Origin of the sequence: Bacteroides ihuae (genome assembly GCF_900104585.1) — a bacterium.
Classification (GTDB): domain Bacteria; phylum Bacteroidota; class Bacteroidia; order Bacteroidales; family Bacteroidaceae; genus Bacteroides; species Bacteroides ihuae.
Genome location: NZ_FNVX01000005.1, coordinates 1,145,985 through 1,169,327, shown reverse-complemented (window position 1 = coordinate 1,169,327; position 23,343 = coordinate 1,145,985). Strand labels below are relative to the sequence as shown.

Sequence of the window (23,343 nt, the reverse complement as noted above, 5' to 3'; positions counted from 1 at the left end):
TTAATGATACGGAATTTGGGTTGGAGAAACAAGTGTGAAAATGATATATATATATCATTAAAGAGTCAATTATTTTTGTTTCGTTCTAATTTTTTGTATTTATTATATGATTTTCTATAGTATATAAATGATGAAACTATTGCCAAAATACATAATGATAATTCGATAAGATAGAACGAATATTTATTAAAGTTTACAAGTCCTCCTTTTCCACATATTGCTGCAAAAATCACAATTTGTGAAATGGTAATAGCCCAAAAGAAAATAGCGTAAAAATTCGGTAAATAAGACCAATACTTTTTATTTAATGGGTTATAAAGCTCGTCAAAAATATTACTATATTCCTCTTTTAAAATATGCATCCTTATTTTCATATTTAAATATTGATCTCTTCTAAAAGAATAGCCCAAATGGAGTACGATTAGATTAAGTAATAAAAGCACTAATATAACAACTAGTGAAACGGAAAGAAGTATTGAGTTAGAGAAAAAAAAGTCATTTATGTATGTTTGAGAATATTCTATATCTTCTTTTGTATGAACAAATACATATCCGAATCCTCCAAATAAAACTAATAGAGAAACTAATAATTGAATAAAAATCCCTTGATGATGATTCTGGTTCTCAGCAAATTGCTCATGTAATGAATAAAGCAATTTATCTCCTTTATTTTCATTCCCTTCGTTTTCCATAATAACATGTTGATTATAAATATTGGCAAAAATAATAAGTATTAATTAAAGTTGAATCAAATGAAATGTTTTTTTTCTACGGTATTGAAAGGGGCTTTTATTAAGCTCCTTTTTCTTTTGGGTATAGTAACAGCAGGAACGCTAACTAAAACCTATGCTCCAGCATGGTTATACACCCTACTTTTCTTCGGAGCGATTCTATATGTCTGCATCTGGATGTTTGTACCGGAATACACGTGTTGGTGACAAGCGCATCGAGACAGTCGAGGTTAATCTCAAAACCTTGGATGTGGTCCAGTCTCGTGGCGTATGCAATAAGAGTACGGAATATCACGACCGAATAGTAAGGCTTGTACGGAGAAATATTGGATTGATTCGTCAAAAAATAGCATCTTGATTTAATTGAAGTAGGATAAAAACAGAAGAGATGAAGAAGAAAGAAGTGACACTTGAGTTGGTACATGATATACTAACTCTGATTAAATTGCAGGAGTATTCGTTGAAAAATATGAAAAGGGCAATTCGTAATCCGAAAGTCTTGGATTTTCAAGAAGATATTTTGAGGGTCTTAAAGTAGCTTAATAGTATTGATATTGTAAATTTGGACGCAGACTGATATGAAAACCAAAGCATTGCGATTCATTAGGAAGCATATGCATTGCGCTTATAGTTTGCAATATGCCAACAAATGAAGAAGAAATTGGTTATTTTGATATGCTATTTAGTTTTTTTACGTCTTTCCAAAAGACTATAAAATATTCTGCTAAAGAATTAATTACTTGAGGCTGACTAAATATAGACCTATTAAGAATATCATCAGTAGATGAAGAAATCATGTTCTTGAACTCTGAGTTCTTTACCTTATTTAAAAGAATAATTTGTTCTTCAGAAAGATAATTAAAATAGTAGCTAAGTGTTTCTTCAATGGTTTTGTCAATTTTTTGTAAAAGCTGTTTTACAGTGAAAAAAATTGTACTATTTGCTTGTGGAAGAACTTGTCTTGCAACATTTGAAATATTAAAAACTGTTGATCTTTTAAAAAGATTCAATAGCTCTTCTTCATTAACTCTGTCCAAATCTATCTTTTCTATTTGTTCAAGCGTAAAATTGATTGATGATGGATCATAAGCAAATATGATTGTTTGTGTACTTGCTGAAATAATATTTAGCCTGTCTTTAATGACAATATTTATTTTCTTTCTTCTCAAATAAAAAGGTATGGTTGTAACCAAAAAGTAAAAAATGGCACCAGCTATATAGCTATATGATAAATTAATTAAAATGCTATTTATGTCTTGAGCATTTGCCGAAGAGCCCCATTTAAGGTTTTGTACATCCAAACCAATAACCACAATAATGATTAAAGCTAAGATAGTTATTAGAATAATAACAATGTTTACGATTAGTTTCATATTATAGATTTTCTTGCAAAGAAATATAAAAATAATGATATGTCCAAATGATAAAGTTAGGAAATAAATTGTATTAACTGTTTTGAAAGGGGCTTTTATCAAGCTCCTTTTTCTTTTGGGTGCTATCTATTCTGCAATGGTGCGGAGTAGGGGCATTGATGAGAAGAACAGGACTATCTAAGAAAGGCATAGGCCGATAAAATAAAAAAAAGGAGAACCAAGCGCACCACCACTGAATCCTCCCTTACACGATTACAATACAAAAATACTATTTATTTTAAAATTAATCGTGTTATGGAACTCAAATTTGATAGAATTATTCGACTTAAAAAGATCAGAATCGAAAAGTCAGAACTCTCAGAAGAAGAAAACGCCTTAGCTACTCCAATATTGACAGATAGAAGCATTATTGGCGAAATCTACAAGGTATTTATTGAAGCGCTAAACGAAATGAACTGTCCGCCGGATGTTGACAGTGTAACACAAAGGAAGAAATTTATCTTTATCATTTTGTACTTGTTTTCACCCAGTACATTAGCCGGTGGAAAAACCGCCTGTGGATTGCGGGAAGAGATGTCCAAAGTCCTAGGTGTCCATTCTAAAAGCACGATATCCGACAATTGCGCTGATGTCGTGTTCTTGTATCAAAACTATGCTGATTTTAGTAGGGATATAGAATACCTTTACACCGAAATTGTTAGTCGATTGAAAGTTAAAGGGTTAGTTTTATGAATGTGCTTTCCATAGCACGAAAAGAAAAGCCGGAGTTTGAAGCTCCGGCTTTATTATTACCAATATCTAAGCCAAAACTCATTAAATAAATCACTCTCAGTGTCATTAACGCCATTGCTTTGTATATCAGTTAAAGATAATACTTCAAAGTTGTAGTTTTCGCACTCATTTTTCAGCAAAGTTAGATGCTTTTCATCTTCATGACAAGTGATTAATATATAATGTCTTTTCGATATTTTGACCTCTTCACATTCTGTATCAAATTTCTTTTTATATACTTCTAATTGAGATCTGTATTCTCCATCCTCATCTCTTGACAAATGAGGGTAACTATATGCCTTGTTCTCAATCAAGATAGCATGTCTCTCGTCTATTCCTTTAACAGATAGAGTTACATTTACCCATAAATCAATTCTTAGATGTTGCTTTTTTACATTTACATTGGAAATAGATACTGAATCATCCATTGTGATACCTAGTAACTTACCAAGTATATTACGTGAATATTCATATAAAAGAGGGGCTTTCTTGGAAAATTCTTGTTGTGATCTTCTTAATGTCCATGAAATTATGTAGTCCATGATAGCCTCTATTTGACCATCGTAACCTTTTGTGTCATCACGCATTAGGGATGAATTTTTTGTTGCTGTTTCCATTTTGTTATTTTGATAAAATTATTATTGATAGTATTCTTTTCCACGTATGTTTTCACGTTGAGGGATGTGGGAGTCTTCCATCTTAAAACGCTTTCCACAGTTGGGGCAAATGATAACACCTTCCTCTTTTTCCTCTACAATTAGATCAAGGACAGATATACCCAAAGCATAGGCAATTTTCTGTAACTGGGACAGTGGGTTTTTATCTCCTTGCTTTATGTAGTAATAGACTGTTTGTCTATTTACTCCAAGGCGTTCGGCTAACTCGGTAACACCTACGCCTTTCTCTTTCATTGCATCTTCTAATTTTAGCATATCACTGATTTTTAGTGTAATGCAAATATAGGAGTAAAATAGATATACTACAATATTACAACACTATGTAATATAATTAACTAACATTATTTAACTGTTGTAGTATTGTTGTGTATTATATATATACTACATTTGTATAGAAGAAAGACCTGTAAATGTATAACTAATTAGAGACATACGATTATGAAGTATTTAGAAATATTATTAGAAGAGAAGAATATTAGTTCAGAAACAAACCTATTAGAGAATGAAGGCAATTTCGGCTTAACGATTCAAATGCTAATCGACTTTATCTATTCAATGCCTGCAAACATTAGAAAGCAAGTAGAGAATACATTTAGAAAGATAGACTTTATGAATGGTGATGTTATGAACTACATCAATTTTCTAGCTAAAGGCATGTTAAAGAGTTCAGGCTATTAATGTTGATGATAAATGTACGACAATGGCTTTATTGTCGTACGTAGCAATTTAGAAAATTTCTCTAACTTAGTGCGTGTTAGTACCTTTGAGGTATTATCAGCGGGATAGAGTATATGGTAACTTGCTACTTTGACTTGGTAGAGCAGACGATTCGAACGCGTCTCCCGCAACACTTGGATAATTAGCTCAATGGTCAAGAGCAATGCGCTGTTAACGCAAAGGTTGTAGGTTCGAGTCCTATATTGTCCGCAGCATTAATTTAATTTACACGATTATGAATATCCTAACGCTTTCAATAAAACAGAAGTTCTTTGATGAGATCTTAGCTGGTAAGAAGAAGCAAGAGTTTAGAGAGATACGGCCAAACTCACAGAAAAAGTATTGTGAGCTTGATGAAGAAGGCTATGTGAAAGAGGTTGATGGTGTCTTACAACCCCGAAAGTATGATGCTATCAAGTTTCTCACTGGTGAGTACAAAGGCACGAGACCTTATGCTATCGTAGAGGTAACAGGGGCAAAGATAGAGTTGTTTGAAGATGAAAACCATGAACTGATAACCTATCAAGACCAAGGTGAAGAATATGTTGCCGCTCAGGTCGTTTACGACTTGGGTAAGGTAATCGAAAGGAATGTTTAATCTATAAAATTATTTAGCTGAGTCAGAATTAAAGTTGGTACAAGTGCAACAGCCAATAAAGGCGTTGTAGGTCGTAGAAGCTTCACAGGTGGTAACGGTCAGTTTATGAACCGTAGACAGAAATACGGTGAAGTTCGTAAGGGTTTAGGTTTATCTGGAGGTTAGTGTCTATGCTAATCGAGGATGCATATTGCAGCATTGACCGAATTCGTGAAAAAACGAGTTCGGCTTTGCTGTTTTTGTCTTTTGGCAAGGATAGTCTTGTGTTGTTGGATATGATCTATCCCAAATTTGACAGAATAGTATGTGTCTTCATGTATTTTCTCCCCGGACTGGATCATATCGAACGCTGGGTGAAGTGGGCTAAGGCTAAATATCCTAAAGTAGAAATTGTACAGGTACCACATTGGAACTTGACCTATATACTAAGAACTGGTATGTACTGTGTACCTAATCCGAAAGTGAAGCTTTTGAAACTCGCTGATGTGGTTAAGTCCATGAAATTGAAATATGGGATTGATTATGTCTTTTTGGGTATGAAGAAAGCTGATTCAATGAACAGACGTTTAATGTTGAATAAGATGGAGTTCCCATACGAAAAGAACGGGATGTGCTATCCTTTGGCTGATTTCACACAAAGGGATATCCTTGCTTACATGAGGCAAAAGGGACTACCCGAATCTGTAAGGTATTCTAAGAATGCTAGTGGCGGGGTAGGCTTTAATATTGATTGTTTTCTATGGCTTGAGTCACATTATCCACAAGATTTAGAGAAGATATACAAGGCCTTTCCAATGAGTAGAAGAATATTATTTGAACACTATAATGGAACTAAGTAAATACATAAAATCAGAATCGGTAGAGCTTAAACGTTCTGCCATTCACTTCGCTGATTACAATCCCCGTACTCTTTCTGATGATGAGAAGAAAACGCTTAAACGAGGAATAAAGAAATTCGGATTAGTTGGCGGGTTAGTAGTCAACAAGCATACAGGTATGACAGTAGTCAGTGGGCACCAACGTTTAACGGTTATGGATGAGTTAAACAAGTTTCCCGACAATGACTATATCATTCGGGTAGATGTGATAGACGTTGAAGAAAAGCAGGAAAAGGAACTTTGTATTCTCCTAAATAATCCAAATGCCCAAGGAAAATGGGATGATAATAAACTTCGTGAGCTAATTCCTGATATAGACTACAAAGATGCAGGGTTGACAGATGTAGACTTAAACCTAATAGGTTGTGATTATCTTCTCCAGACAGAAGAAGAAAATTCTTTGGCTGATGCTCTTACCGATATGATGTCACCCGTCACCGAACAGAAAGAAGCTGAAAAAGAAGCTAAGCAGTTGGAGAAAGCCGAGAAGACAGCTCACATGAAAGAAGTCAAAGAACAGGTTAAGCAGGCAGCCCAAGAGAAAGCGAACGATATGGATGCTTACCTTATGCTTTCTTTCGATACCTACGAAGCGAAATCTGCTTTTATGGAAAGGTTCGGTTATAACCCAGAAGATAAGTTTATAAAGGGAGAAGTGTTTGACGAACAAATAGAAAGGGTAGATTAAGATGGCAAGACCAAAGTTTGACTACAATAGTAACGAGTTCTACGAAGAGTTATTCGCTCTCGCTTTTCAAGGATTGACCGATGCGGAGATAGCAGACGGACTGTCCGACAAGTTCGGTCAGACTTTAACGCCCGGAGTATTTTGCAAAATGAAAAACGGAAACTATGAGGGATGGAATAAGAAGCAAAATAAAGAGCGTTCAGAGCGTATATCGCAAGTGTTAGCGCACGCCCGTCGTAAAATCAACTCGATTGTGCGTGGTGCATACTTGAAAGCCGCTTTGGGTGGAAAGAAAATAAAGAGCAAAACAATCACGAAGAGGAAGCTTCGCATTGATGGTGTATATACAGATGATGAAGATATACAAACATCTGAGACAGAACAAGAACTTCCTTATAATATGCAGGCAATGTCTACTTGGCTTTATCACCATGATGAAGAGTGGAGAAAGGTAGAACGCAAACAAGATGAAGATGCGAGCGATATTCCCTCAGAGATCAATCAGGGTGTTAATATTGATTCTTGGATTAAGAAGGAGGTAGGCAAATGATTTGTCCTCAAGATATTTACCATCCGTTATACACCGATAAGGAGAAGTTTATTATCCTTATCACTGGGGGACGAGGATCTGGGAAATCTTTCAATGCAGCCACCTTCATAGAGAGGCTAACCTTTGAACTCACTCCGACCGAAAGGATTGTTCATCAGATACTTTATACTCGTTATACGATGGTTTCCGCTAACATGTCTATCATTCCCGAGATGATGGAGAAGATACAACTAGACGGTACCGACAAATATTTTTCCACCACTAAGACGGATGTGGTCAACAAGATGACGAATAGTCATATCATGTTCCGGGGAATAAAAACTTCATCTGGGAACCAGACGGCAAAGCTGAAATCTATTCACGGGATAACAACCTTTGTCTGTGATGAAGCGGAAGAGTGGACAAGCGAGCAGGACTTTGAAAAGATCATGCTCTCTATTCGTCAGAAAGGAATTCAGAACCGAATCATTATTATCATGAACCCGACGGATTCCAATCACTTTATCTATAAGCGCTACATTGAGAACACCCATAAGCTTGTGAACATTGATGGTGTGGATGTTCAAATCTCCACTCATCCAAATGTGCTCCATATTCATACGACCTATCTGGATAATGTAGACAACCTTTCTCCGCAGTTTATTGATGAAGTGCAAAGGATGAAGGTAGAAAATTCAGAGAAGTATGGCCATACGGTTATCGGTCGTTGGGCGGATGTTGCCGAGGGAGCTGTATTCAAAAAATGGGGCATAGTGAAGGAGTTCCCGGCATGGGCAAAGAAAATAGCTCTGGGGCAAGACTTCGGATATAGTAATGACGTTTCTGCAACTGTAAGATGTGGTATTATTGATAACGCTCTTTACGTGGATGAACTGTGTTATCAAGCGGGGATGCTTACCAATGACTTAGCTAACACATTAAGGCCGTGGGGATTAAAAGTCTTTTCCGAATCTGCCGATCCTCGTTTAATTCAGGAGATAAAGAACAGAGGCGTAAACATCTATCCAGTAGATAAGAGTTCCATTGATGGCAAAGGTTCTATTATTGCAGGTATTGAAAAAATCAAAGACATGGAACTGTTTGTCACAGAACGGTCATATAATCTCATTAAAGAGCTTCGGAATTACGTTTGGGATAAAGATAAGGACGGCAACTATATCAACACTCCCGTTGACAAGGATAATCATCTGTGCGATTCAATTAGGTACTATGTACTTGGATGCCTATTAGGACGCATTTTGAAGCCGAAAGATTTAGCAGGAGTATTCACGCATTAAGATATTTGGCTATGATAAGTTTACAAGAAATATTAGCATTAGAGGATATTGATCAGAAGATTCAATACCTCAAGAAAGGGAGAAAGACAGAGCTTCCCGACCGTAGAAAATTGTGGGAAGACTGGAACCCTGATCTTCATGAGATAATGACGGATAAGAAGAAGTATCCTGATCGCAAGGTACTCAAAGAGGAAGCAAAGAAGATCTTTGATGAGAAGGCGGGTAAAACGTATGAGGTGGAAGCAAAGTACGAAACGGAAGAAGTAAACCGTATTACCATACCCTTGGAACAGGATATTGTGAATATTCAAACGGCTTTCACCGTTGGTACCGAGCCATCAATGGATTGTGCACCTTCCGATGATAATGAGAAAGGATTATTGGCCGCTTTGAAGTCAGTGTTGCAAAAGAACAAAATCAAGTACCAGAATAAGAGGGTTGTGCGTTCTTGGTTATCCGAGCAGGAGGTAGCCGAATATTGGTATGTGACTGATGATGATTCTTTCTGGACTAAGTTTTGGGCAAAGGTGAAGACTGCTTTCGGGGGTAAGGCTAAACCGACAAAGAAGCTTCGTAGTGTGCTGTGGTCTCCATTCAGGGGTGATAAGCTTTACCCGTTCTTTGATGATTACGGGGATTTAGTCGCCATCTCCCGTGAGTTTAAAAAGAAAGATTTGGATGATACAGAAATAAGTGTGTTCATGACGGTAACAAAGGATTCTGTTTATCAGTGGGAATTGAACAAAACGTGGTCCACCCCCGAAGGTAAGTCGTTCAAACATGGATTTCCAAAACTTCCTGTTCTTTATGCTTACCGTCCTGAGACATATTGCCACAAGGTTAAGACTTTCCGGGTACGGTTGGAGAAGTTGCTTTCCAGTTATGCCGATTGCATAGATTACCATTTCTTCCCTATACTGCAATTAGTTGGTGATGTGGAAGGATTCACAGGCAAGAAGAAAGATCGTATTGTAAAACTGATGGGGGAGGGCGCAGGAGCTTCGTACCTGACTTGGGATCAAGTGCCAACGACAATAGAACTCGAATTAAAAACCTTGTTTGAGAAAGCCTATTCCATGACCAATACTCCTCAGATCAGTTTTGAATCATTGAAAGGATCTGGCAATGCGTTATCTGGGGTAGCTTTTGACTATGTCTTCTTATCCACTCACTTGCAAGTTGAGAACCATGCGGAGGTAATAGGAGACTTCATGCAAAGGCGTGTGAACTTCCTTGTATCTGCTTTGGGTACCATTAATCCTTATGAGTTTGACAAAGCTTCACAAACGATTGATATTGATGTGGATATCGTGCCTTACCGATTGGATAATGTTGATGATAAAGTCTCTACAGCCGTGAAAGCCGTTGAGGGTGGCGTGTGGTCGCAAAAGAGAGGTGTTATGTTTGCAGGCATTACAGATCAAATCGAGGAAGAAATTGCACAAATCAAAGAAGAGCAAGAGGAATGGCAAAGTATCGAGGCGCAGAAACAAAATATAAATAAGGAGGAGTAGAATATTTTTTAATTTATTTCTATATATAAGTGATTATTATGTGTTTATTTTTACTTTTGTTCTACAATCTGTAGATGTGAGCTGAAGTCTGCGGAGGATGTGAAGAATTTAGCAGGGAAACTTTAAATAATTGGCATGAAGAAAGGATTTATAAAAAGAATATGGAGTGATCCAGTAGGTGCGGGAGTTATTTCAGGATTGATTTTACTCGTGCTCCCTTCAATAGGAGCATTATTAAATACTATAATAGGTGGAAGTTCTTACAAAGAATCTGTAGTGTTTATTTTAACCTACCCTATTGAAATTTGGATATTGTTATCCATAGCAATTTTATGTGTGTTATTGAAAGTTGCTTATTGTAGGTGGATAAAGACAGATTTTAGATATGATGCGGATTCGCTTTTGCATGATAAGAATTTATATGATAAAATAGTAAAAGAAGTTTTGCCTCCTGAGGGGTCTATTTCTTTCCTTAGAACTAATAATTTTGCGGGGTTTAGTTTTGATTTAAAATACTTAGAACAAGTAGATGATTTCTATTTTAGATTTAAAAATAATCCAACATTTGAATTTGTAAATCCAGATATTGAAAAATTGAGAAAGAATCTTTATGTTAGTATCGATGTCTTTCAAGATTTAATAGCAGGCAACACTTTTTCCATGGAGAATAATCGCCAAACAGTGCCTGAAGAGTGGGAAATCGAATGTCCTGATCATTTTTATGATGTGGTTAATAAAATACAGAATAGTACTAAAAACATATGTAGTGATTATGATACTTTAGTGCGAATAGGACGAATTAAAATAAAATGATAAAGTCTCTACAGCCGTGAAAGGCGGTATCTGGTCACGCAGGGAAGGTATTATGTTTGCCGGTAACGCAGACCGCATAGAGAGTGAGTTAAAGGAGATCGAAGAGGAGCAAGCAGCAATGAATAATAGAATCGGAGAAAAAGAACAGAAAATAGCTTCTTAGTCAGAAAAATTACGAGGGTTATAATCCAGTAACGAGACAAATAGAACATATAGCGGTGATTCTTCGGAGTTGCCGCTATTTTTTTTATAAAATAATTCGTTTATAAGTTGTATAATTGTGTAACTCTCATTATCTTTGTGATATGAAACGCAGAATTATAGCATTCAGGCAATATTACCATGACTTTATTGCTTCCCTTAATGAAAAAGAGGTGATGAAAGTTAAGTATGTGTTATCTTTGTTGGAAACATACGACCGAGTACCAATAAAGTTTATAAAGTTCATACGTGATGGGTTATATGAGCTGCGAATCGAATATAATGGCAACATATATCGTATATTTTTCATCTTTGATGATGGGCAGGTAGTTGTGTTATTTAATGGTTTTCAAAAGAAAACGCAAAAAACACCTACTTCGGAAATAGATAAAGCTTTAAAAATAAAGGAGGAGTATTATGACTACAAAGAACAACATGCTGACTGATATTAGTGCTGAATTAGAAAAGGAATTTGGTAAACATGGTACACCTGAACGTGCAAAGTTTGATGAAGAAGCCTATGCCTTCTACACCAGTCAAATTTTGCTTGATGCAAGGAAGAATGCAAGATTGACTCAAGAGGAACTGGCAAAGCGTATCGGGGCTAATAAATCATATATTTCCCGTATTGAAAAAGGCACCACCGTTCCCAGTGTTGCGACCTTCTATCGGATCGTTAATGCTTTGGGGCTAACGGTTGATTTAAATCCGACTGTATAAAGTAAGTAACAATACGAATTACATCGGCAAGAATAGAGGAGCTTTTGTCATTGGTTGATGATAATGCTTTTGTAAACAATATGAGATAGTGGTGATTTTTCCAAATTGCCGCTATTTTTCATATATAATTATAAATATTAGAATGTAATTTTGAAAAATAGAATTTTATATTTATCTTTGTCGAATGAAAATTGAGTAAATAATGAGAATATTTACAGAACAAGCTCTACGAGATTATGCAGAAAGCCATCCAGATGTAAAGGTGGCTTTGCAAGAGTGGACTACAATAGTCAAACAAAACAAGTGGACTTGTTTTGCTGATGTGAAGAAAACGTTTAATAGCGTTGATAACGTAGGTAATCAACATTATGTTTTCAATATAAAGGGTAATAACTATCGCTTGGTAGTTGTTATCAAGTTTACAATTAAGTTCGTGTATATTCGCTTTATTGGTACTCATAAAGAGTATGATAAAATAGATTGTTCAACCATTTAAAATTGAACTTATGACAAAGATAGAAAATCAAGCTCAGTATGAATGGGCTATTAAAAGAGTTGAAGAACTCCTTCCATTGGTAGATGACAATACCCCTTTAAATGATCCGAATAGTATCGAGTTGGAGCTTTTTTCTAACTTAGTTGCTGATTACTCAGAGGAACACTTTGCTTTGGGAGAACCTTCATTGGTGGAGGTTCTTAAACTTCGTATGTATGAAATGAATCTAAACCAGAAATCTCTATCTAAATTGATTGGTGTTAGTCCCTCACGTCTTAGTGATTATATTTCTGGCAAATGTGAACCTACCCTGAAAGTAGCTCGTGAAATTAGCCGAAAGTTGAATATAGACGCTAATATTGTGCTGGGAATATAACTCTCTAAATCGACAATTACTATGGAAAAGAAGTATCAGGTATTTATAAGCTCCACATATCAAGATTTGATTGAAGAACGTCAAAAAGTTATTGAAGCACTACTGGGCAAAAACTGTTTTCCGGTGGGAATGGAGTATTTCCCTGCTGCTAATGATGATCAGTTTACTGTAATAAAGAAATTAATAGATAGGTGTGATTACTATATTTTGATAATTGGCGGACGTTATGGATCAATAGAATCGAAATCAGGAAAGAGTTATACCCAACTCGAATTTGAGTATGCTATAAGCGAAAACATACCAATAGCTTCATTCTATCATGCAGAACCGATTAAATTGCCTGGAGACAAACTTGAAAATACTGATACGGGAAAAGAAAAGTTAGAAAGTTTTAGAAAAATAGTGCAGACTAAATTATGTGACTCATGGAAAGAACCTTATGAACTAGCATTTAAAGTCAATAAAAGCTTAGATTATCTGTTCGAAAATAGTCCTCGTGTAGGTTGGGTAAAGGCTGATGAAATTTCTTCTGCTGAAGCTAATAAAGAAATTTTGGTATTGAGGAAAGAAAATGACGAGTTGAAAGCTCTATTAGCGAAAGATAAAGAAAGTAAACCTGAAGGCATAGAGAAACTCCAACAAGGAGATGATGAGATAAGTATTAGATTGAAGTATTATTACGATGGTGATAAAATAAATCCAGTTAACACGACATGGAACATTATAACTTCTGTATTAGCTCCTCTGATGATTGACGAATGCTCAGAAGATAATTTATCTAAAAACCTAGCTTTATTTTTATGGCCTGAACTTTGTAGAATATGTATGGTTGAACCTTCTAATTATTCTATTTTTAATGATGATTTTCAAACCATAAAAGTTCAGTTGATAGCATTGAACATTATCAAAATGAGTGAGCGGAAAAAAACTGCTAAGGATACTGAGACGTATTGGACTCTTACTCCATACGGTAATAGATTAATGATGAAATTGAAAGCTCTAAAAAGATAAAGTTGATATTTATTTGATAACTTTAGGCGTGATTCCACTCGGTTTCACGTTTTTTATGCCCATTTACGACAATAATCCCATTGTCGTATATCCCACCTTTTAAAATTTCCCATCCACACACTTCCTAGTTACTTTTATACCACAAACTTTTAATTAAAATTCATACGGTATGAAAGAAAAGATTTTAGCAGCATTAAGAACGAAATTTAGCGGTATTGATGATGCTATCTTAACCCGAATAGCTGAAAAGAGAGCTGAGGGTGTAACGGACGAAAGCCAAATACCTACCATTGTGGAGGGAGTTAGTTTTCAGGACGTGCTAACTAGTTATGGTGATTTCCGTGCCGGGGATGCCTCTAACTCCGCAGTCAGAAACTACGAGAAGAAGCATAACCTTAAAGAGGGTAAGCCAGTTGAGAATCCCGATCCGAAACCAGAACCTACTCCGACAACTAAAACAGATGACATGGCTACCATGATAGCCAATGCAGTTAGTGCAGCCGTTAAGCCTCTTTCGGATAAACTCGCAGGCTTTGAGCAGAAAGAATCACAGGCTACACGCCAAACGCAGGTTCTTGCAAAAGCCAAAGAGTATGGTATTCCCGAATCATTTGCTAAAAAAATCTCTATTGCTGAGGATGCTGATTTGGATACTTATTTCAAGGAGCTAAAACAGGATTTCGCGAATGTAGGCTTTGAAGGCGTGAAAAGCCCGGAATCATCCGAGCAGAAATTTGAGAAAGAAAGTACCGAGATTGCGAAAGCCATCAATGCCGGTACTAAAGAGATTGTAGAACAAAGTAACAAGTAAAAAATGAGTGCAGGATTTACTTACAATTTAACGCCCGAACCATCTGTTGAAGAAAGATATGATGTGCAGTCGGGTGTACGCCGTAGAGGAGCTTATAAGCTCGATACGACGAATTTGAATGTAGGCGATTATCTACCTTCGTTCACTCCCATAGCTGCAAATCTTAAAACAAAGGTTTGTGTCCCGGTGAGAAATGTAAAGGTGATAGAAGCTTACGCAACCGGGGCAGAGGCTTTGACTATCAAGATAGCAAAGAATTCTCTCGCCTATGTAGGAATGTTCATCGGGAACGGATCAAAGGGTGCGCAGGTCAGTGCGATAGACAAGTCTAACGCTGGTTATGATGTGTTGACCATTGCAGCCGCTTTCGGTGCTAATATCGCTAAAGACGCAGTTCTTTTTGAGGCTGCTGCCGTTAGTGGTACAACTCCTAAGAATGTAGCCAATTCCGCTTTATTCGAGCGGAAAAAGATTGAGAGTGGCATAAACCTGATTGCTCTATTAATGAGAGCTTTTGAGATTGAGCCTGATAAATTGGTGATTCCTTTCTCCGATAAGGATAAAGCGAACTTACCTTATTTCCAATTTAACGAATAAACCCCGATAGATTATGATGTTAACTATTGATACGTTATTCAATGATCCCAATATAGTATCGGCGGTCATTAACCGTGTTACTCAAACACGTAAAGATATGATCTATTGGACGCAGTATTTGGACTTCCGTAGAACGACTACCCGTGTGTTCAAGGATTATATCGGTACTGTTACCGGTGTTATGGCAGGTTCTGTCAATTCCCGTTATGGAGAGAAACCTATTCGTGAGCGTCGGAATATCGGTTCAGGCTATGGCGAAATCGCCTATTTAGGTGATGCTTACCAAATGTCTATTGACCGTCTTTCCGAATTACAAGATCTGATTGACAAATACAACGCTGCTAAGACATCTGACCAAACCACAGCTCTTAATGAGATTGTGAGCTTTATCTATGATGATTATCGCCAAGTATTGTTGGCCGCTCATAAGAGAATGGATTTAGTTGTAGGCTCATTGCTGATGACTGGTAGCGCAGAAGTGAAGAACAAAGATAACAACCCTGATGGAACAGACTTGTTGAAGATTGATCTTCCGCTTAAGTTTATCACTCCCGAGGCTGCTACTAAGAATGTTTTTATTACTTATCTGCAAGCTCAAATTAATGCTTTGGCGGCTGATTACGGAGCGTTCTCTAAAATGATCATGACACGCTCAACGTTCATTAAGAACATTGTGGGTTCTTCTGAATTCGGGGATAAGTTTAAGATGACACTAGGTTCTAATCAGTTCTATATGGCTGGTGGACTTATCACTTCGCAAATGGCTTCTGAGGTATTCACAGGTATCGGTCTTCCCGCTATCGAAATCAAAAACGATTACGTAAAAGACCAAACCGGGGTAAATAAGGCTGTATATGCCGATGATCGTATTACTCTCTTACCGCAGGATAAGATTGGCTATATGAGATTCCATACTCCGTATGAAGCAACTGACCCTATTCAAGGGCGGACTTATACAGGAGCGGACGGTAATATGCTTATCTCCCAGTATAGAGATAAGAACGGCCGTTATCTTGAGTATGCTGCTGAATGGATTCCTCAAATCAGTAATCCTACGCAGATTGTGAACTTCGATTTATCAGCTCTGAACGCATGATAATAGGTGACTACATAAAACAAAAGTTCCAAACCTTCGGCATTCAATTGTCGGAGGCTGACCTTTTGGATATCTCTCTTGGATTGGATGAAGAGGTGACTACTGATAACAAGCTCAAAGCAGATGTTGCCATTGCGAAGTTCGTCCCTTCTCTCTTACTCCGTGCGCAGTCCATCTCAGAAAGTGGATTTTCAATGTCTTGGAACATTCAGGGCATTAAGGACTACTATTCATGGGCTTGCAAAGAGTACGGGCTAAAGGATAATTTGAGTAATAAACCTAAAGTAACATTTCTATGATTTTCACCCCTCATATATTACAAGTTAAAGTTACCACCGAGCCGGATCATAACGAATACGGGCAACCAATTCCCGGTACAGGCGGTGAGAGCTGGCAAACAGTATGCGGATGCCGTTGTGATGATAACACAACCAAAGAGTTTACTTCTGAGAACGGTTCTGTGTACAGACCTAACTACCATGTAGTGTGTGAGAAGAAAGTCTATCTTAAAGCAGATGATGAAGTCAGATGTATGGATGGGGATATGGTGAGAGGAAAAGGGACGGTTTACGCTGTCAAGTCAACTAACTACTTTAACTACTCAGAGCTATGGATGTAGGTTTCGACTTTTCCGATGTGGATTCCTTCTTTCAGGAGGAAGAAGCCAGAGTACTTGCCAAAGAGCATGAGATAGGAGAGGAAGCCGTTCAATACGCTAAAGAACATGGTAACTATAAAGACCATACAGGACATTTGAGGGCATCCAATGATTACGAGGTAGACAAGGAGGGGTTAACTCTGAAAAACGAAGCGGAATACGCTTCATTCGTAGAATCCAAGAAGTTTGATGTTTTAAGTAGTACAGCCTTACATGCTGAAAAACGGCTAAAAGAAGAATTTGAATAATGATAGTAAGTAGTGACATAGCAAATATCCTTTATCGTGACTGCAAAGCTTTCGGCATTTACACTTATCCAGATGGTAAAACGCCTACGAGTGAGGTTACAGAAGAACGAATTGTCATTCATGCCAAAGCTCAAACTCTGGGAACTTACTGGAAGAAGGGTTTTGTAGAAGTAAATATTTGCGTTCCTGACTCAAGCGAGAACTCCGCTAATTCCGTTCGTCTTGGCGAGCTTGAAAGAAAAGCTCAAACGATATTGGATGATGTCGTAAGTTCTTATGATGGAACTTGTTATCGCTATTCAATTAATTCTATAGGTCGGGAAGCGGACACTGCTTTAAAGTGTCATTATGTGAATTGCAGACTATTATTTGAAGTATTAAATGTAAAATAATTATGATTACAGCAGCAGGTATTAAAAGAATTTTATACGCTGAGACAAGCGTAATTGCGGCTGACCTTACGGGCACAGCTTTGAAAGCGATCATAGATGCCGCAGCCACCGCAAAGCATGAGATTTCTAACGTACATGGTGACACATGGAGTTTGGAGGAATCCGAGCCAAGCACCACTCGTTATAAGAACGCTTTGACAGGGCAGAATTACCGTCAGGATATCGAAATGGGGGATATTCAGGCATCCTTTACCATCGGGCAATATGACTATCAAACAAAGGCTGATTTAATGGGCGGTGATGTTATCAAGAACGGGGATAAGGTTGTAGGTTGGAAACGTGCCAGTGGCATTGTTGAAACATACAAATGCCTTATCTTCCAAACGAAAGATAATCAATGGTGTGTATTCCCTAAAGGAGCCGTGACAACTCGTGAGGCTAATACGGATAAGGCTATTGGTTTAGCTCTCTCAGGGGTAGCATTGGAACCGGGAATTGATGGCGTTCGCTCCGAATATTGGTTTGATGATTCGGAAGTGGTGACAAAGGGATAAGATTGATTTTTAGGATAACAGACGGGTGGAGTGGCTAGATCACCTCACCCGTTTTAAATTTGAAGAAGTATGAATGAAGCAGCTAAATTAGTGTCGGATAGTCTACTAGGTGAGGACTTCGCCACAATACACATAAAGGATAAGTATTATACAGTTTATCCACCAACAATAAAAGTTATCTGCCGGGCATGTTCGGCTTTTTCCAAGATAGGTTTGGATGGCAATTATAGTAAATTGACTGTCATCGGGGAGATCCCTGAAAACATACCACACATCATTAAGGGGCTTTCGGCATTGATAGTTGGTGACACACGCAATTGGAGATGGAAAGCTCACAAAGTAGGTAAAGCCTTCCAATCAGCCACGAATAGGGATATAAAAGAGGCATGGGAAACAGTTCTTCCTTTAATTAATGGCGGGAGTTTTTTCGAATATGCGCTTTCCATGAAGAGCGCCGCAAAGATAGTAGCAAAGGAGAAGTTGTAGGAAACGATACGATGTTAGGGCAAATTGCTTCATTCATGGAAAATCTTCATTTGTCTTACAAAGAAGTTTTTGAGGTGATCCCTTACCGTAATTTGATAATCATGCAAAAGGATAAATTACACGAAGTAACAGGCGAATTAGTACAAGAAAGTTCAGGCAAAGATATGGCATCAAGAAGGAGGCAAAAGTAATGGCAAAATTATACTTTAAAGTCAGTAGCGATTACCAAGAAGTTATAAGGCTACGTAACGAGATAGCGAAATTAGAGACACAGATAAAGTCTATGGACGTTAATAAGGCTCCACAGGCTGTTGCTGTACTCAACAATCAGATGCAACAAGCCAAACAGCAAATGCGGGGAATGGTCGAAGAAGCCGCTAAGGCAGGAGCTGTTATGGGCAATGACTTCAAAAATAAAATCTATCAAGGTTCTCAGGCTGTAAATGACTTTACTCAAAAGATTATCAATCAGAAGACTGTAATCCGGGATATTGAAGCTGATGTTAGAAATTTATCTGATGCTTATAAGAAAGTCCGCAGTAACCCATTGCAGGCAAATTCGGCCTTAGGTGAGCTGAATGCTGCAAAGAAGGCGCTTCAAGAAGAAAAATCAACTCTCTTTGGATTACAGACCGAACAATCAAATGCCCGTTTATCAGTTAAGAAACTCAGGGATGAATACTCACTATATAAAGATGACGCAAAGAATGTAGTAAATGCTAATGGTGGTATGTCGATGTCTTTCGGCAAGATGCTTGGCGTAATAGGTGGAGTTGCTGCATTAAAACAGTTAGGATCAGAACTCATTCATGTCAAAGGTCAGTTTGAATCGATAGAAATTGCATTAGACACAATGCTTGGCAGTAAGGAAAAGGCTGATACCTTGCTCGCAGAAGTAAAAAGCTATGCAACGGTTTCTCCTTTAACGCTAACCGATATCTCTTCCGCCACACAAATGATGCTTGGCTTCAATATTGAGGCAGAGAAAGTTCCGACTTACTTTAAAGCCATCGGTGATATATCAATGGGAGACACTCAGAAGTTTAACTCTTTAACTCTGGCATTCTCTCAAATGTCTGCTACAGGCAAGCTTATGGGGCAGGACTTAAACCAAATGATTAATGCTGGTTTCAATCCATTACAGGTTATTGCCCAAAAGACAGGTAAGAGTATAGCAGAGCTCAAAGATGAAATGTCGAAAGGTGCGGTTTCTTCTGAAATGGTTCAGCAGGCCTTTATTGATGCAACAAGTGCCGGTGGCAAGTTCTACAAGATGTCAGAAAACGCCTCTAAAACTATCAATGGGCAACTTTCCATGATGCAAGATGCTTTGGATAGAGTCTTTAATGAGATTGGAACAGACGGGGAAGGCGCAATCATGGGAGCTATTAAGGGTACCACATCTTTGATCCAGAGCTATGAGACCGTAGGGAAAGTCTTGGTAGGATTGATTGGTACTTATGGTTTGTATCGTACGGCTGTAATGCTTTCAACTATGGCCACAAGTGAACATACATTAGCAGAGATCGCACTAACAAATGTTCGGATGCTCGCCCGAAGGGCTCAATTGGCTCTTAATTCGGCAATGCTTACCAATCCTTATGTAGCTGTTGCTGTAGCCGTAGGAACTGTAGTTACAGCAATGTGGGCTTTCTCCGATTCTACCACAGAGGCTGAAAAAGCGCAAGCAAAACTTAATTCGTCTATAGAATACCAAACTAGTGCTATTAATAAATATGAGAATACGGCGAAGGAATTAATCGGGATCATAAAAGATGAAATTAGTACTCAATACGATAAGCAAAAGGCGTTGGATGTACTTCAAAAAATGATGCCTTCCATATTTAAGAATATGGATATAGAATCAATAAAATTAGCAGAGCAATTAGGTCTTTACAAAGAAATAGCGAAGTGGAAAAATAATCAGGCTATGATAGGGGCAAAGGCAAGTGTCGTTTTGCGTGAGAAAGAGCTGTCTGATTTGAAGTCAAAAACCGCAAAAGGGAATCTAAAGGACATCGATAATCCCTTGGTAAAGCTTAAAGAAGCCGAGCTGCGTATAGCAAAAGATTATGTGTTTCAACTTGAAGAGATAAATAAAAAAGCAAAATTCGGATCACAACCTAAATCAGTACAAGCTGAATCTTTGAAAGCTAGGGAAAAAGTACTAAAGGATGAGATTTCAAAGATGGAATACGAGAAAGAACAATCGGATAAGAATGGTTCTTTCTATGGAATGGAAGGGGTATTATCAGCTAAGAAAGGACAATTAAGGGAAATAACGAGTCAATTAAAAACTCTAAACTCAGCATCTAAAGAGACATTGCTAGATAAGGACTATTGGGATAAATTAAAAAAGGATTCCCAAGAAACAATAAATTCAATTTCGGTAGATACGGTGAAGCTTCTTAAAGCGGGAAAGACAACTGGGATAGATGCCAAAACTGTTTCTTCTTATAAAAAGGCGACTGACGACATTAAAAAAGCCAATGAAAACATAGCCATTTACGACACTACGGGAAAGGCTGATAAGAAAGCTGAATCACAGGAAGAAAAGCTTCGTAAAGAAACAGATAAATATAATGTTCTTCTTTCTAAGCAGGCTTTAGAAGAGCAACGGACGGCCGAAGATTTACAAATGAAAACGGATGAAGCCCGCATTAAATCTATGGATGATGGGAGTAAGAAGACCATAGATGAGATGGAGTTAAACTTTGAGAAAGAGATGCAGGCTATTGATCGACAAAAAGAAAATCGTCTTAGGGAGAAAATAGATAATGCCCGTTCTGCTTTCGAATCTAATCCTCAAAATAAAGGCAAGTCATTTGATGCTTCAGGCATCTCTTTGTCGGATGCTGAAATAAAAGACTTCAACGAACAATATAAGGCGGCCATTGCCGAGTATGGAAAGGAGGTAGACAAGCAGAATGCAACAGGCATACAGGTCATGAATGACTACCTGAAAGAATATGGGACTTTCCAACAAAAGAAACTTGCTATAGCTCAAGAATATGATGAGAAAATAGCTAAGTCAACCAACGAATGGCAGAAAAAGTCTTTAGAGGAACAGAAAATATCCGCAATTGGAAAGGTAGATATAGAATCCATAAAGGCGGATATTGATTGGGTTTCCGTATTCAGTGAATTCGGGGGGATGTTTAAAAGTATAACAGAGCCTATACTTGAAAAGGCTAAAGAGTATACCAATACAAAGGACTTCAAGCGATCAGGGGCATCAGATCAGAAAACGTTGGTTGACGCTATAAATAAGATGGAAGAGTCTATGAGCGAAGGTGGTTCTCTTAATTTTAAGAAGCTTGGAACTGACATGGCGGCTTATCAGATAGCTATCAACTCGCTAAAAAAGGCTAAGATTGAAGAATATGAATCTATAGAACGCTTAAAGAAGGCACAGGAAGACTATAATAAAGCATTAAAGGATGGCTCTGATCAGGAGAAAAAAACGACGAAGGACACTCTTGACCTAGCGCAACAAAATGCGGATGCATCATCCACTAATGTTAAGTCTCAAGAAGAAGCCGCTAATAGTGCTCAACAGACTGTTACCAATACGGCATCTAATTTGCAGAAATCAATGAGTTCAGTCGTTGAAGGGCTTTCGCAATTATCATCAGGGGGGCTTAACGATGCTTATCAGGGGCTTATTAAGATGGGTAATGGAATGGGTGGGGCAATGGGAGATATTGCCAATAAGCTTAAAAATGCACCTGTAGTAGGATGGATAGCCTCTATAATCGATGTTCTAAAAGATGGGCTAAGCAATTTCTTTGGATCTATTCTTGATGGCATTGGAGATGCTATCGTAAATGGGACAAAGGATGTATTTTCCGGGGATGTGTTCAAAACTATAGTCAAGTCCGTTACATCAAGTTCTAGTGAGATGATAAACTTGATGTCTTTAGGGCTTAATAACAAGATACTTGGTTTTCTAGGAGTAGGAGGAAACGCTAAGGAGGTTAATGAGCTAGTAGATAAATTAACAAATAGCAATAAATATCTAATAAATGCGATAGATAAGTTAACCACAGAAATGGAGAAATCGGGTGGTGAAAGTGCCACTGAACTATATACGGATGCTTATCAAAAAAAAACACAAAAGATAGAGAATGATCGTCAAATGTTAGAGGCTAAGATGGGGTATCACGGGGCACATCATTCTAACGATTACTATATAAATGACGCCTTTAATGCCTCCGATTGGGAAAAAGCATCTGACTATGTAGGTAAAAAACTATCATCTGCCGGGGATTTATGGAAGTTAAGTTCGGAAGATTTGTCAAAATTGCAAGAACTTCCAGATATTTGGGAAAAGATAAATAGTGGCAAATATGATCAGTCAGAATGGCTTGATGCGTATATAGATGACGCTGAAGCTTTGCAGGAACTAACTGAACAATGGCAGGAAACTATGGCTCAGACATCTTTCGATGATTTCTATAGTAGTTTCCTTGATACTTTGTCCGATATGAATTCAGACGCAGAAGATTTTGCCGATGATTTCGAGTCCTATCTTCAAAAATCAATTCTTAATGCAATGCTTGCGGACAATTTTAAAAGCCGAATACAAGCTTTGTATGACAGTTGGACGGATGCCTACAAAGATGATAATAAAATAACTCCAGATGAAGCGGAGGAGCTTAAAAAACAGCAACAGAATATCACTGACGACATGATCGCTCAAAGACAATCCCTTATCGACGCATTTGGTTGGGATACATCTTCCTCTTCTTCTCAGAGTTCCACCTCTGGAGGATATGAGACTATAAGCCAAGATACAGGAGAGGAAGTAAGTGGAAGGCTTGCTGCTGTGCAGATAACAGGTGAAGAACTAAAAGCTCAAAGCGTATTACAGTCTCAATCACTTAACATGTTGACTATAAAGGCAGAAGAATACCTGACTGTAAGCAAGGATTCAAAAGATATAGCGGATGAAACACGAACTATATTAGCAAATACATATCTGGAGACAGTTGAAATACGGGAAAATACAGGAGCTACGGTTAAAGAATTGAAGAGTGTTAACGAGAGACTCGGAAAGATAGAAAGTAATACTAAAGGGCTTGTGTCAAGATAGGAGTAGGGAAACAGA

At 37.7% G+C, this 23,343-nt stretch carries 30 protein-coding genes, 1 tRNA gene and 2 pseudogenes; 29 read left to right on the top strand and 4 right to left on the bottom strand.

The window, feature by feature from the left end:
- Window positions 1-65: 65 nt before the first annotated feature.
- A complete protein-coding gene (locus tag BQ5338_RS10360) occupies window positions 66-692 on the bottom strand; it encodes a hypothetical protein (RefSeq protein ID WP_071146703.1) in 627 nt (208 codons plus the stop codon).
- 60 nt (window positions 693-752) lie between these two features.
- Between BQ5338_RS10360 and BQ5338_RS16930 the strand changes: the two genes are divergently transcribed.
- The 3 genes and pseudogenes from BQ5338_RS16930 (at window position 753) to BQ5338_RS16950 (ending at window position 1,269) form a co-directional block, all read left to right on the top strand.
- Window positions 753-938, top strand: a complete 186-nt coding sequence (locus tag BQ5338_RS16930; RefSeq protein ID WP_162493556.1) for a hypothetical protein — start codon at window positions 753-755, stop codon at window positions 936-938.
- Window positions 937-1,089, top strand: a pseudogene (locus BQ5338_RS17045) (PcfJ domain-containing protein); the annotation flags it as partial. The gene BQ5338_RS16930 and the pseudogene BQ5338_RS17045, both read left to right, overlap by 2 nt.
- Before the next feature lie 30 nt (window positions 1,090-1,119).
- Window positions 1,120-1,269 (top strand): hypothetical protein, encoded by a 150-nt coding sequence (locus BQ5338_RS16950; protein WP_162841097.1) that lies wholly within the window; start codon window positions 1,120-1,122, stop codon window positions 1,267-1,269.
- 127 nt (window positions 1,270-1,396) lie between these two features.
- Here BQ5338_RS16950 and BQ5338_RS10355 read toward each other — a convergent pair whose 3' ends face one another.
- Window positions 1,397-2,104, bottom strand: coding sequence for a hypothetical protein (locus BQ5338_RS10355; RefSeq protein WP_071146702.1), 708 nt, complete (start codon window positions 2,102-2,104; stop codon window positions 1,397-1,399).
- Window positions 2,105-2,398: 294 nt separating this feature from the next.
- Here BQ5338_RS10355 and BQ5338_RS10350 point away from each other — a divergent pair, with 294 nt between their 5' ends.
- Window positions 2,399-2,836: a hypothetical protein gene (locus tag BQ5338_RS10350; protein WP_071146701.1), complete on the top strand. Its 438-nt coding sequence runs from the start codon at window positions 2,399-2,401 to the stop codon at window positions 2,834-2,836.
- A 56-nt stretch (window positions 2,837-2,892) separates the two neighbouring features.
- On the opposite strand, the gene BQ5338_RS10345 is transcribed toward BQ5338_RS10350, so the two are convergent.
- The gene (locus tag BQ5338_RS10345) at window positions 2,893-3,492 is read right to left on the bottom strand and encodes a hypothetical protein (RefSeq protein ID WP_071146700.1); all 600 of its coding nucleotides are present in this window, start codon (window positions 3,490-3,492) and stop codon (window positions 2,893-2,895) included.
- 21 nt (window positions 3,493-3,513) lie between these two features.
- Window positions 3,514-3,807, bottom strand: a complete 294-nt coding sequence (locus tag BQ5338_RS10340; protein ID WP_071146699.1) for a helix-turn-helix domain-containing protein — start codon at window positions 3,805-3,807, stop codon at window positions 3,514-3,516.
- A 183-nt stretch (window positions 3,808-3,990) separates the two neighbouring features.
- On the opposite strand from BQ5338_RS10340, the gene BQ5338_RS10335 reads away from it, so the two are divergent.
- From BQ5338_RS10335 to BQ5338_RS10215, 25 genes and pseudogenes are all read left to right on the top strand, one after another.
- A complete protein-coding gene (locus BQ5338_RS10335; protein WP_071146698.1) occupies window positions 3,991-4,230 on the top strand; it encodes a hypothetical protein in 240 nt (79 codons plus the stop codon).
- 175 nt (window positions 4,231-4,405) lie between these two features.
- Window positions 4,406-4,479, top strand: a tRNA-Asn gene (locus BQ5338_RS10330).
- Window positions 4,480-4,504: 25 nt separating this feature from the next.
- Window positions 4,505-4,867 (top strand): hypothetical protein, encoded by a 363-nt coding sequence (locus tag BQ5338_RS10325; RefSeq protein WP_071146697.1) that lies wholly within the window; start codon window positions 4,505-4,507, stop codon window positions 4,865-4,867.
- A 170-nt stretch (window positions 4,868-5,037) separates the two neighbouring features.
- Window positions 5,038-5,706, top strand: a complete 669-nt coding sequence (locus BQ5338_RS10320) for a phosphoadenosine phosphosulfate reductase domain-containing protein (RefSeq protein ID WP_071146696.1) — start codon at window positions 5,038-5,040, stop codon at window positions 5,704-5,706.
- Window positions 5,693-6,433 carry a ParB N-terminal domain-containing protein gene (locus tag BQ5338_RS10315; protein ID WP_071146695.1) on the top strand — a complete coding sequence of 247 codons (741 nt, stop codon included), beginning with the start codon at window positions 5,693-5,695 and terminating at the stop codon, window positions 6,431-6,433. Before BQ5338_RS10320 ends, BQ5338_RS10315 begins: the two co-directional genes overlap by 14 nt.
- Window position 6,434: 1 nt before the next feature.
- Entirely contained in the window at window positions 6,435-6,983 is a 549-nt protein-coding gene (locus BQ5338_RS10310; protein WP_071146694.1) for a hypothetical protein, read from the top strand.
- On the top strand, window positions 6,980-8,260 hold the full coding sequence (locus BQ5338_RS10305; RefSeq protein ID WP_071146693.1) for a PBSX family phage terminase large subunit: 1,281 nt from the start codon (window positions 6,980-6,982) through the stop codon (window positions 8,258-8,260). Before BQ5338_RS10310 ends, BQ5338_RS10305 begins: the two co-directional genes overlap by 4 nt.
- A gap of 11 nt (window positions 8,261-8,271) precedes the next feature.
- Entirely contained in the window at window positions 8,272-9,774 is a 1,503-nt protein-coding gene (locus BQ5338_RS10300; protein WP_071146692.1) for a phage portal protein, read from the top strand.
- A gap of 135 nt (window positions 9,775-9,909) precedes the next feature.
- Entirely contained in the window at window positions 9,910-10,587 is a 678-nt protein-coding gene (locus BQ5338_RS16925) for a hypothetical protein (protein ID WP_078063447.1), read from the top strand.
- Window positions 10,583-10,750: pseudogene (locus BQ5338_RS16725) on the top strand (phage portal protein); the annotation flags it as partial. The gene BQ5338_RS16925 and the pseudogene BQ5338_RS16725, both read left to right, overlap by 5 nt.
- A gap of 142 nt (window positions 10,751-10,892) precedes the next feature.
- A complete protein-coding gene (locus BQ5338_RS10290; protein WP_071146691.1) occupies window positions 10,893-11,234 on the top strand; it encodes a type II toxin-antitoxin system RelE/ParE family toxin in 342 nt (113 codons plus the stop codon).
- Entirely contained in the window at window positions 11,206-11,508 is a 303-nt protein-coding gene (locus tag BQ5338_RS10285; RefSeq protein ID WP_071146690.1) for a helix-turn-helix domain-containing protein, read from the top strand. The genes BQ5338_RS10290 and BQ5338_RS10285 overlap by 29 nt, the downstream gene beginning before the upstream one ends.
- Window positions 11,509-11,710: 202 nt before the next feature.
- Entirely contained in the window at window positions 11,711-12,004 is a 294-nt protein-coding gene (locus BQ5338_RS10280; protein ID WP_071146689.1) for a type II toxin-antitoxin system HigB family toxin, read from the top strand.
- 10 nt (window positions 12,005-12,014) lie between these two features.
- Window positions 12,015-12,380 carry a helix-turn-helix domain-containing protein gene (locus tag BQ5338_RS10275; RefSeq protein ID WP_071146688.1) on the top strand — a complete coding sequence of 122 codons (366 nt, stop codon included), beginning with the start codon at window positions 12,015-12,017 and terminating at the stop codon, window positions 12,378-12,380.
- Window positions 12,381-12,401: 21 nt separating this feature from the next.
- Window positions 12,402-13,391 carry a DUF4062 domain-containing protein gene (locus BQ5338_RS10270; protein WP_071146687.1) on the top strand — a complete coding sequence of 330 codons (990 nt, stop codon included), beginning with the start codon at window positions 12,402-12,404 and terminating at the stop codon, window positions 13,389-13,391.
- Between the two features lie 169 nt (window positions 13,392-13,560).
- Complete coding sequence (locus tag BQ5338_RS10265; RefSeq protein WP_071146686.1) at window positions 13,561-14,202, top strand: hypothetical protein; 642 nt, start codon at window positions 13,561-13,563, stop codon at window positions 14,200-14,202.
- A 3-nt stretch (window positions 14,203-14,205) separates the two neighbouring features.
- Complete coding sequence (locus BQ5338_RS10260; protein ID WP_071146685.1) at window positions 14,206-14,799, top strand: head fiber protein; 594 nt, start codon at window positions 14,206-14,208, stop codon at window positions 14,797-14,799.
- Between the two features lie 13 nt (window positions 14,800-14,812).
- Entirely contained in the window at window positions 14,813-15,895 is a 1,083-nt protein-coding gene (locus BQ5338_RS10255; RefSeq protein ID WP_071146684.1) for a major capsid protein, read from the top strand.
- Window positions 15,892-16,194 carry a DUF6706 family protein gene (locus tag BQ5338_RS10250; RefSeq protein WP_071146683.1) on the top strand — a complete coding sequence of 101 codons (303 nt, stop codon included), beginning with the start codon at window positions 15,892-15,894 and terminating at the stop codon, window positions 16,192-16,194. Before BQ5338_RS10255 ends, BQ5338_RS10250 begins: the two co-directional genes overlap by 4 nt.
- On the top strand, window positions 16,191-16,514 hold the full coding sequence (locus BQ5338_RS10245; RefSeq protein WP_071146682.1) for a hypothetical protein: 324 nt from the start codon (window positions 16,191-16,193) through the stop codon (window positions 16,512-16,514). Before BQ5338_RS10250 ends, BQ5338_RS10245 begins: the two co-directional genes overlap by 4 nt.
- Complete coding sequence (locus BQ5338_RS10240) at window positions 16,505-16,801, top strand: hypothetical protein (RefSeq protein WP_071146681.1); 297 nt, start codon at window positions 16,505-16,507, stop codon at window positions 16,799-16,801. The genes BQ5338_RS10245 and BQ5338_RS10240 overlap by 10 nt, the downstream gene beginning before the upstream one ends.
- A complete protein-coding gene (locus BQ5338_RS10235; RefSeq protein ID WP_071146680.1) occupies window positions 16,801-17,193 on the top strand; it encodes a hypothetical protein in 393 nt (130 codons plus the stop codon). The genes BQ5338_RS10240 and BQ5338_RS10235 overlap by 1 nt, the downstream gene beginning before the upstream one ends.
- A 2-nt stretch (window positions 17,194-17,195) precedes the next feature.
- Entirely contained in the window at window positions 17,196-17,747 is a 552-nt protein-coding gene (locus BQ5338_RS10230; RefSeq protein ID WP_071146679.1) for a hypothetical protein, read from the top strand.
- A gap of 69 nt (window positions 17,748-17,816) precedes the next feature.
- Entirely contained in the window at window positions 17,817-18,233 is a 417-nt protein-coding gene (locus tag BQ5338_RS10225; RefSeq protein ID WP_071146678.1) for a hypothetical protein, read from the top strand.
- Between the two features lie 190 nt (window positions 18,234-18,423).
- Entirely contained in the window at window positions 18,424-23,328 is a 4,905-nt protein-coding gene (locus BQ5338_RS10215) for a tape measure protein (RefSeq protein ID WP_071146676.1), read from the top strand.
- Window positions 23,329-23,343 lie beyond the last annotated feature (15 nt).

Excerpts from the sequence above, each read along its gene's own strand:
- BQ5338_RS10360 (WP_071146703.1), bottom strand. The coding sequence starts at position 692 with ATGGAAAACGAAGGGAATGAAAATAAAGGAGATAAATTGCTTTATTCA.
- BQ5338_RS16930 (WP_162493556.1), top strand. The coding sequence starts at position 753 with ATGAAATGTTTTTTTTCTACGGTATTGAAAGGGGCTTTTATTAAGCTC.
- BQ5338_RS16950 (WP_162841097.1), top strand. The coding sequence starts at position 1,120 with ATGAAGAAGAAAGAAGTGACACTTGAGTTGGTACATGATATACTAACT.
- BQ5338_RS10355 (WP_071146702.1), bottom strand. The coding sequence starts at position 2,104 with ATGAAACTAATCGTAAACATTGTTATTATTCTAATAACTATCTTAGCT.
- BQ5338_RS10350 (WP_071146701.1), top strand. The coding sequence starts at position 2,399 with ATGGAACTCAAATTTGATAGAATTATTCGACTTAAAAAGATCAGAATC.
- BQ5338_RS10345 (WP_071146700.1), bottom strand. The coding sequence starts at position 3,492 with ATGGAAACAGCAACAAAAAATTCATCCCTAATGCGTGATGACACAAAA.
- BQ5338_RS10340 (WP_071146699.1), bottom strand. The coding sequence starts at position 3,807 with ATGCTAAAATTAGAAGATGCAATGAAAGAGAAAGGCGTAGGTGTTACC.
- BQ5338_RS10335 (WP_071146698.1), top strand. The coding sequence starts at position 3,991 with ATGAAGTATTTAGAAATATTATTAGAAGAGAAGAATATTAGTTCAGAA.
- BQ5338_RS10325 (WP_071146697.1), top strand. The coding sequence starts at position 4,505 with ATGAATATCCTAACGCTTTCAATAAAACAGAAGTTCTTTGATGAGATC.
- BQ5338_RS10320 (WP_071146696.1), top strand. The coding sequence starts at position 5,038 with ATGCTAATCGAGGATGCATATTGCAGCATTGACCGAATTCGTGAAAAA.
- BQ5338_RS10315 (WP_071146695.1), top strand. The coding sequence starts at position 5,693 with ATGGAACTAAGTAAATACATAAAATCAGAATCGGTAGAGCTTAAACGT.
- BQ5338_RS10310 (WP_071146694.1), top strand. The coding sequence starts at position 6,435 with ATGGCAAGACCAAAGTTTGACTACAATAGTAACGAGTTCTACGAAGAG.
- BQ5338_RS10305 (WP_071146693.1), top strand. The coding sequence starts at position 6,980 with ATGATTTGTCCTCAAGATATTTACCATCCGTTATACACCGATAAGGAG.
- BQ5338_RS10300 (WP_071146692.1), top strand. The coding sequence starts at position 8,272 with ATGATAAGTTTACAAGAAATATTAGCATTAGAGGATATTGATCAGAAG.
- BQ5338_RS16925 (WP_078063447.1), top strand. The coding sequence starts at position 9,910 with ATGAAGAAAGGATTTATAAAAAGAATATGGAGTGATCCAGTAGGTGCG.
- BQ5338_RS10290 (WP_071146691.1), top strand. The coding sequence starts at position 10,893 with ATGAAACGCAGAATTATAGCATTCAGGCAATATTACCATGACTTTATT.
- BQ5338_RS10285 (WP_071146690.1), top strand. The coding sequence starts at position 11,206 with ATGACTACAAAGAACAACATGCTGACTGATATTAGTGCTGAATTAGAA.
- BQ5338_RS10280 (WP_071146689.1), top strand. The coding sequence starts at position 11,711 with ATGAGAATATTTACAGAACAAGCTCTACGAGATTATGCAGAAAGCCAT.
- BQ5338_RS10275 (WP_071146688.1), top strand. The coding sequence starts at position 12,015 with ATGACAAAGATAGAAAATCAAGCTCAGTATGAATGGGCTATTAAAAGA.
- BQ5338_RS10270 (WP_071146687.1), top strand. The coding sequence starts at position 12,402 with ATGGAAAAGAAGTATCAGGTATTTATAAGCTCCACATATCAAGATTTG.
- BQ5338_RS10265 (WP_071146686.1), top strand. The coding sequence starts at position 13,561 with ATGAAAGAAAAGATTTTAGCAGCATTAAGAACGAAATTTAGCGGTATT.
- BQ5338_RS10260 (WP_071146685.1), top strand. The coding sequence starts at position 14,206 with ATGAGTGCAGGATTTACTTACAATTTAACGCCCGAACCATCTGTTGAA.
- BQ5338_RS10255 (WP_071146684.1), top strand. The coding sequence starts at position 14,813 with ATGATGTTAACTATTGATACGTTATTCAATGATCCCAATATAGTATCG.
- BQ5338_RS10250 (WP_071146683.1), top strand. The coding sequence starts at position 15,892 with ATGATAATAGGTGACTACATAAAACAAAAGTTCCAAACCTTCGGCATT.
- BQ5338_RS10245 (WP_071146682.1), top strand. The coding sequence starts at position 16,191 with ATGATTTTCACCCCTCATATATTACAAGTTAAAGTTACCACCGAGCCG.
- BQ5338_RS10240 (WP_071146681.1), top strand. The coding sequence starts at position 16,505 with ATGGATGTAGGTTTCGACTTTTCCGATGTGGATTCCTTCTTTCAGGAG.
- BQ5338_RS10235 (WP_071146680.1), top strand. The coding sequence starts at position 16,801 with ATGATAGTAAGTAGTGACATAGCAAATATCCTTTATCGTGACTGCAAA.
- BQ5338_RS10230 (WP_071146679.1), top strand. The coding sequence starts at position 17,196 with ATGATTACAGCAGCAGGTATTAAAAGAATTTTATACGCTGAGACAAGC.
- BQ5338_RS10225 (WP_071146678.1), top strand. The coding sequence starts at position 17,817 with ATGAATGAAGCAGCTAAATTAGTGTCGGATAGTCTACTAGGTGAGGAC.
- BQ5338_RS10215 (WP_071146676.1), top strand. The coding sequence starts at position 18,424 with ATGGCAAAATTATACTTTAAAGTCAGTAGCGATTACCAAGAAGTTATA.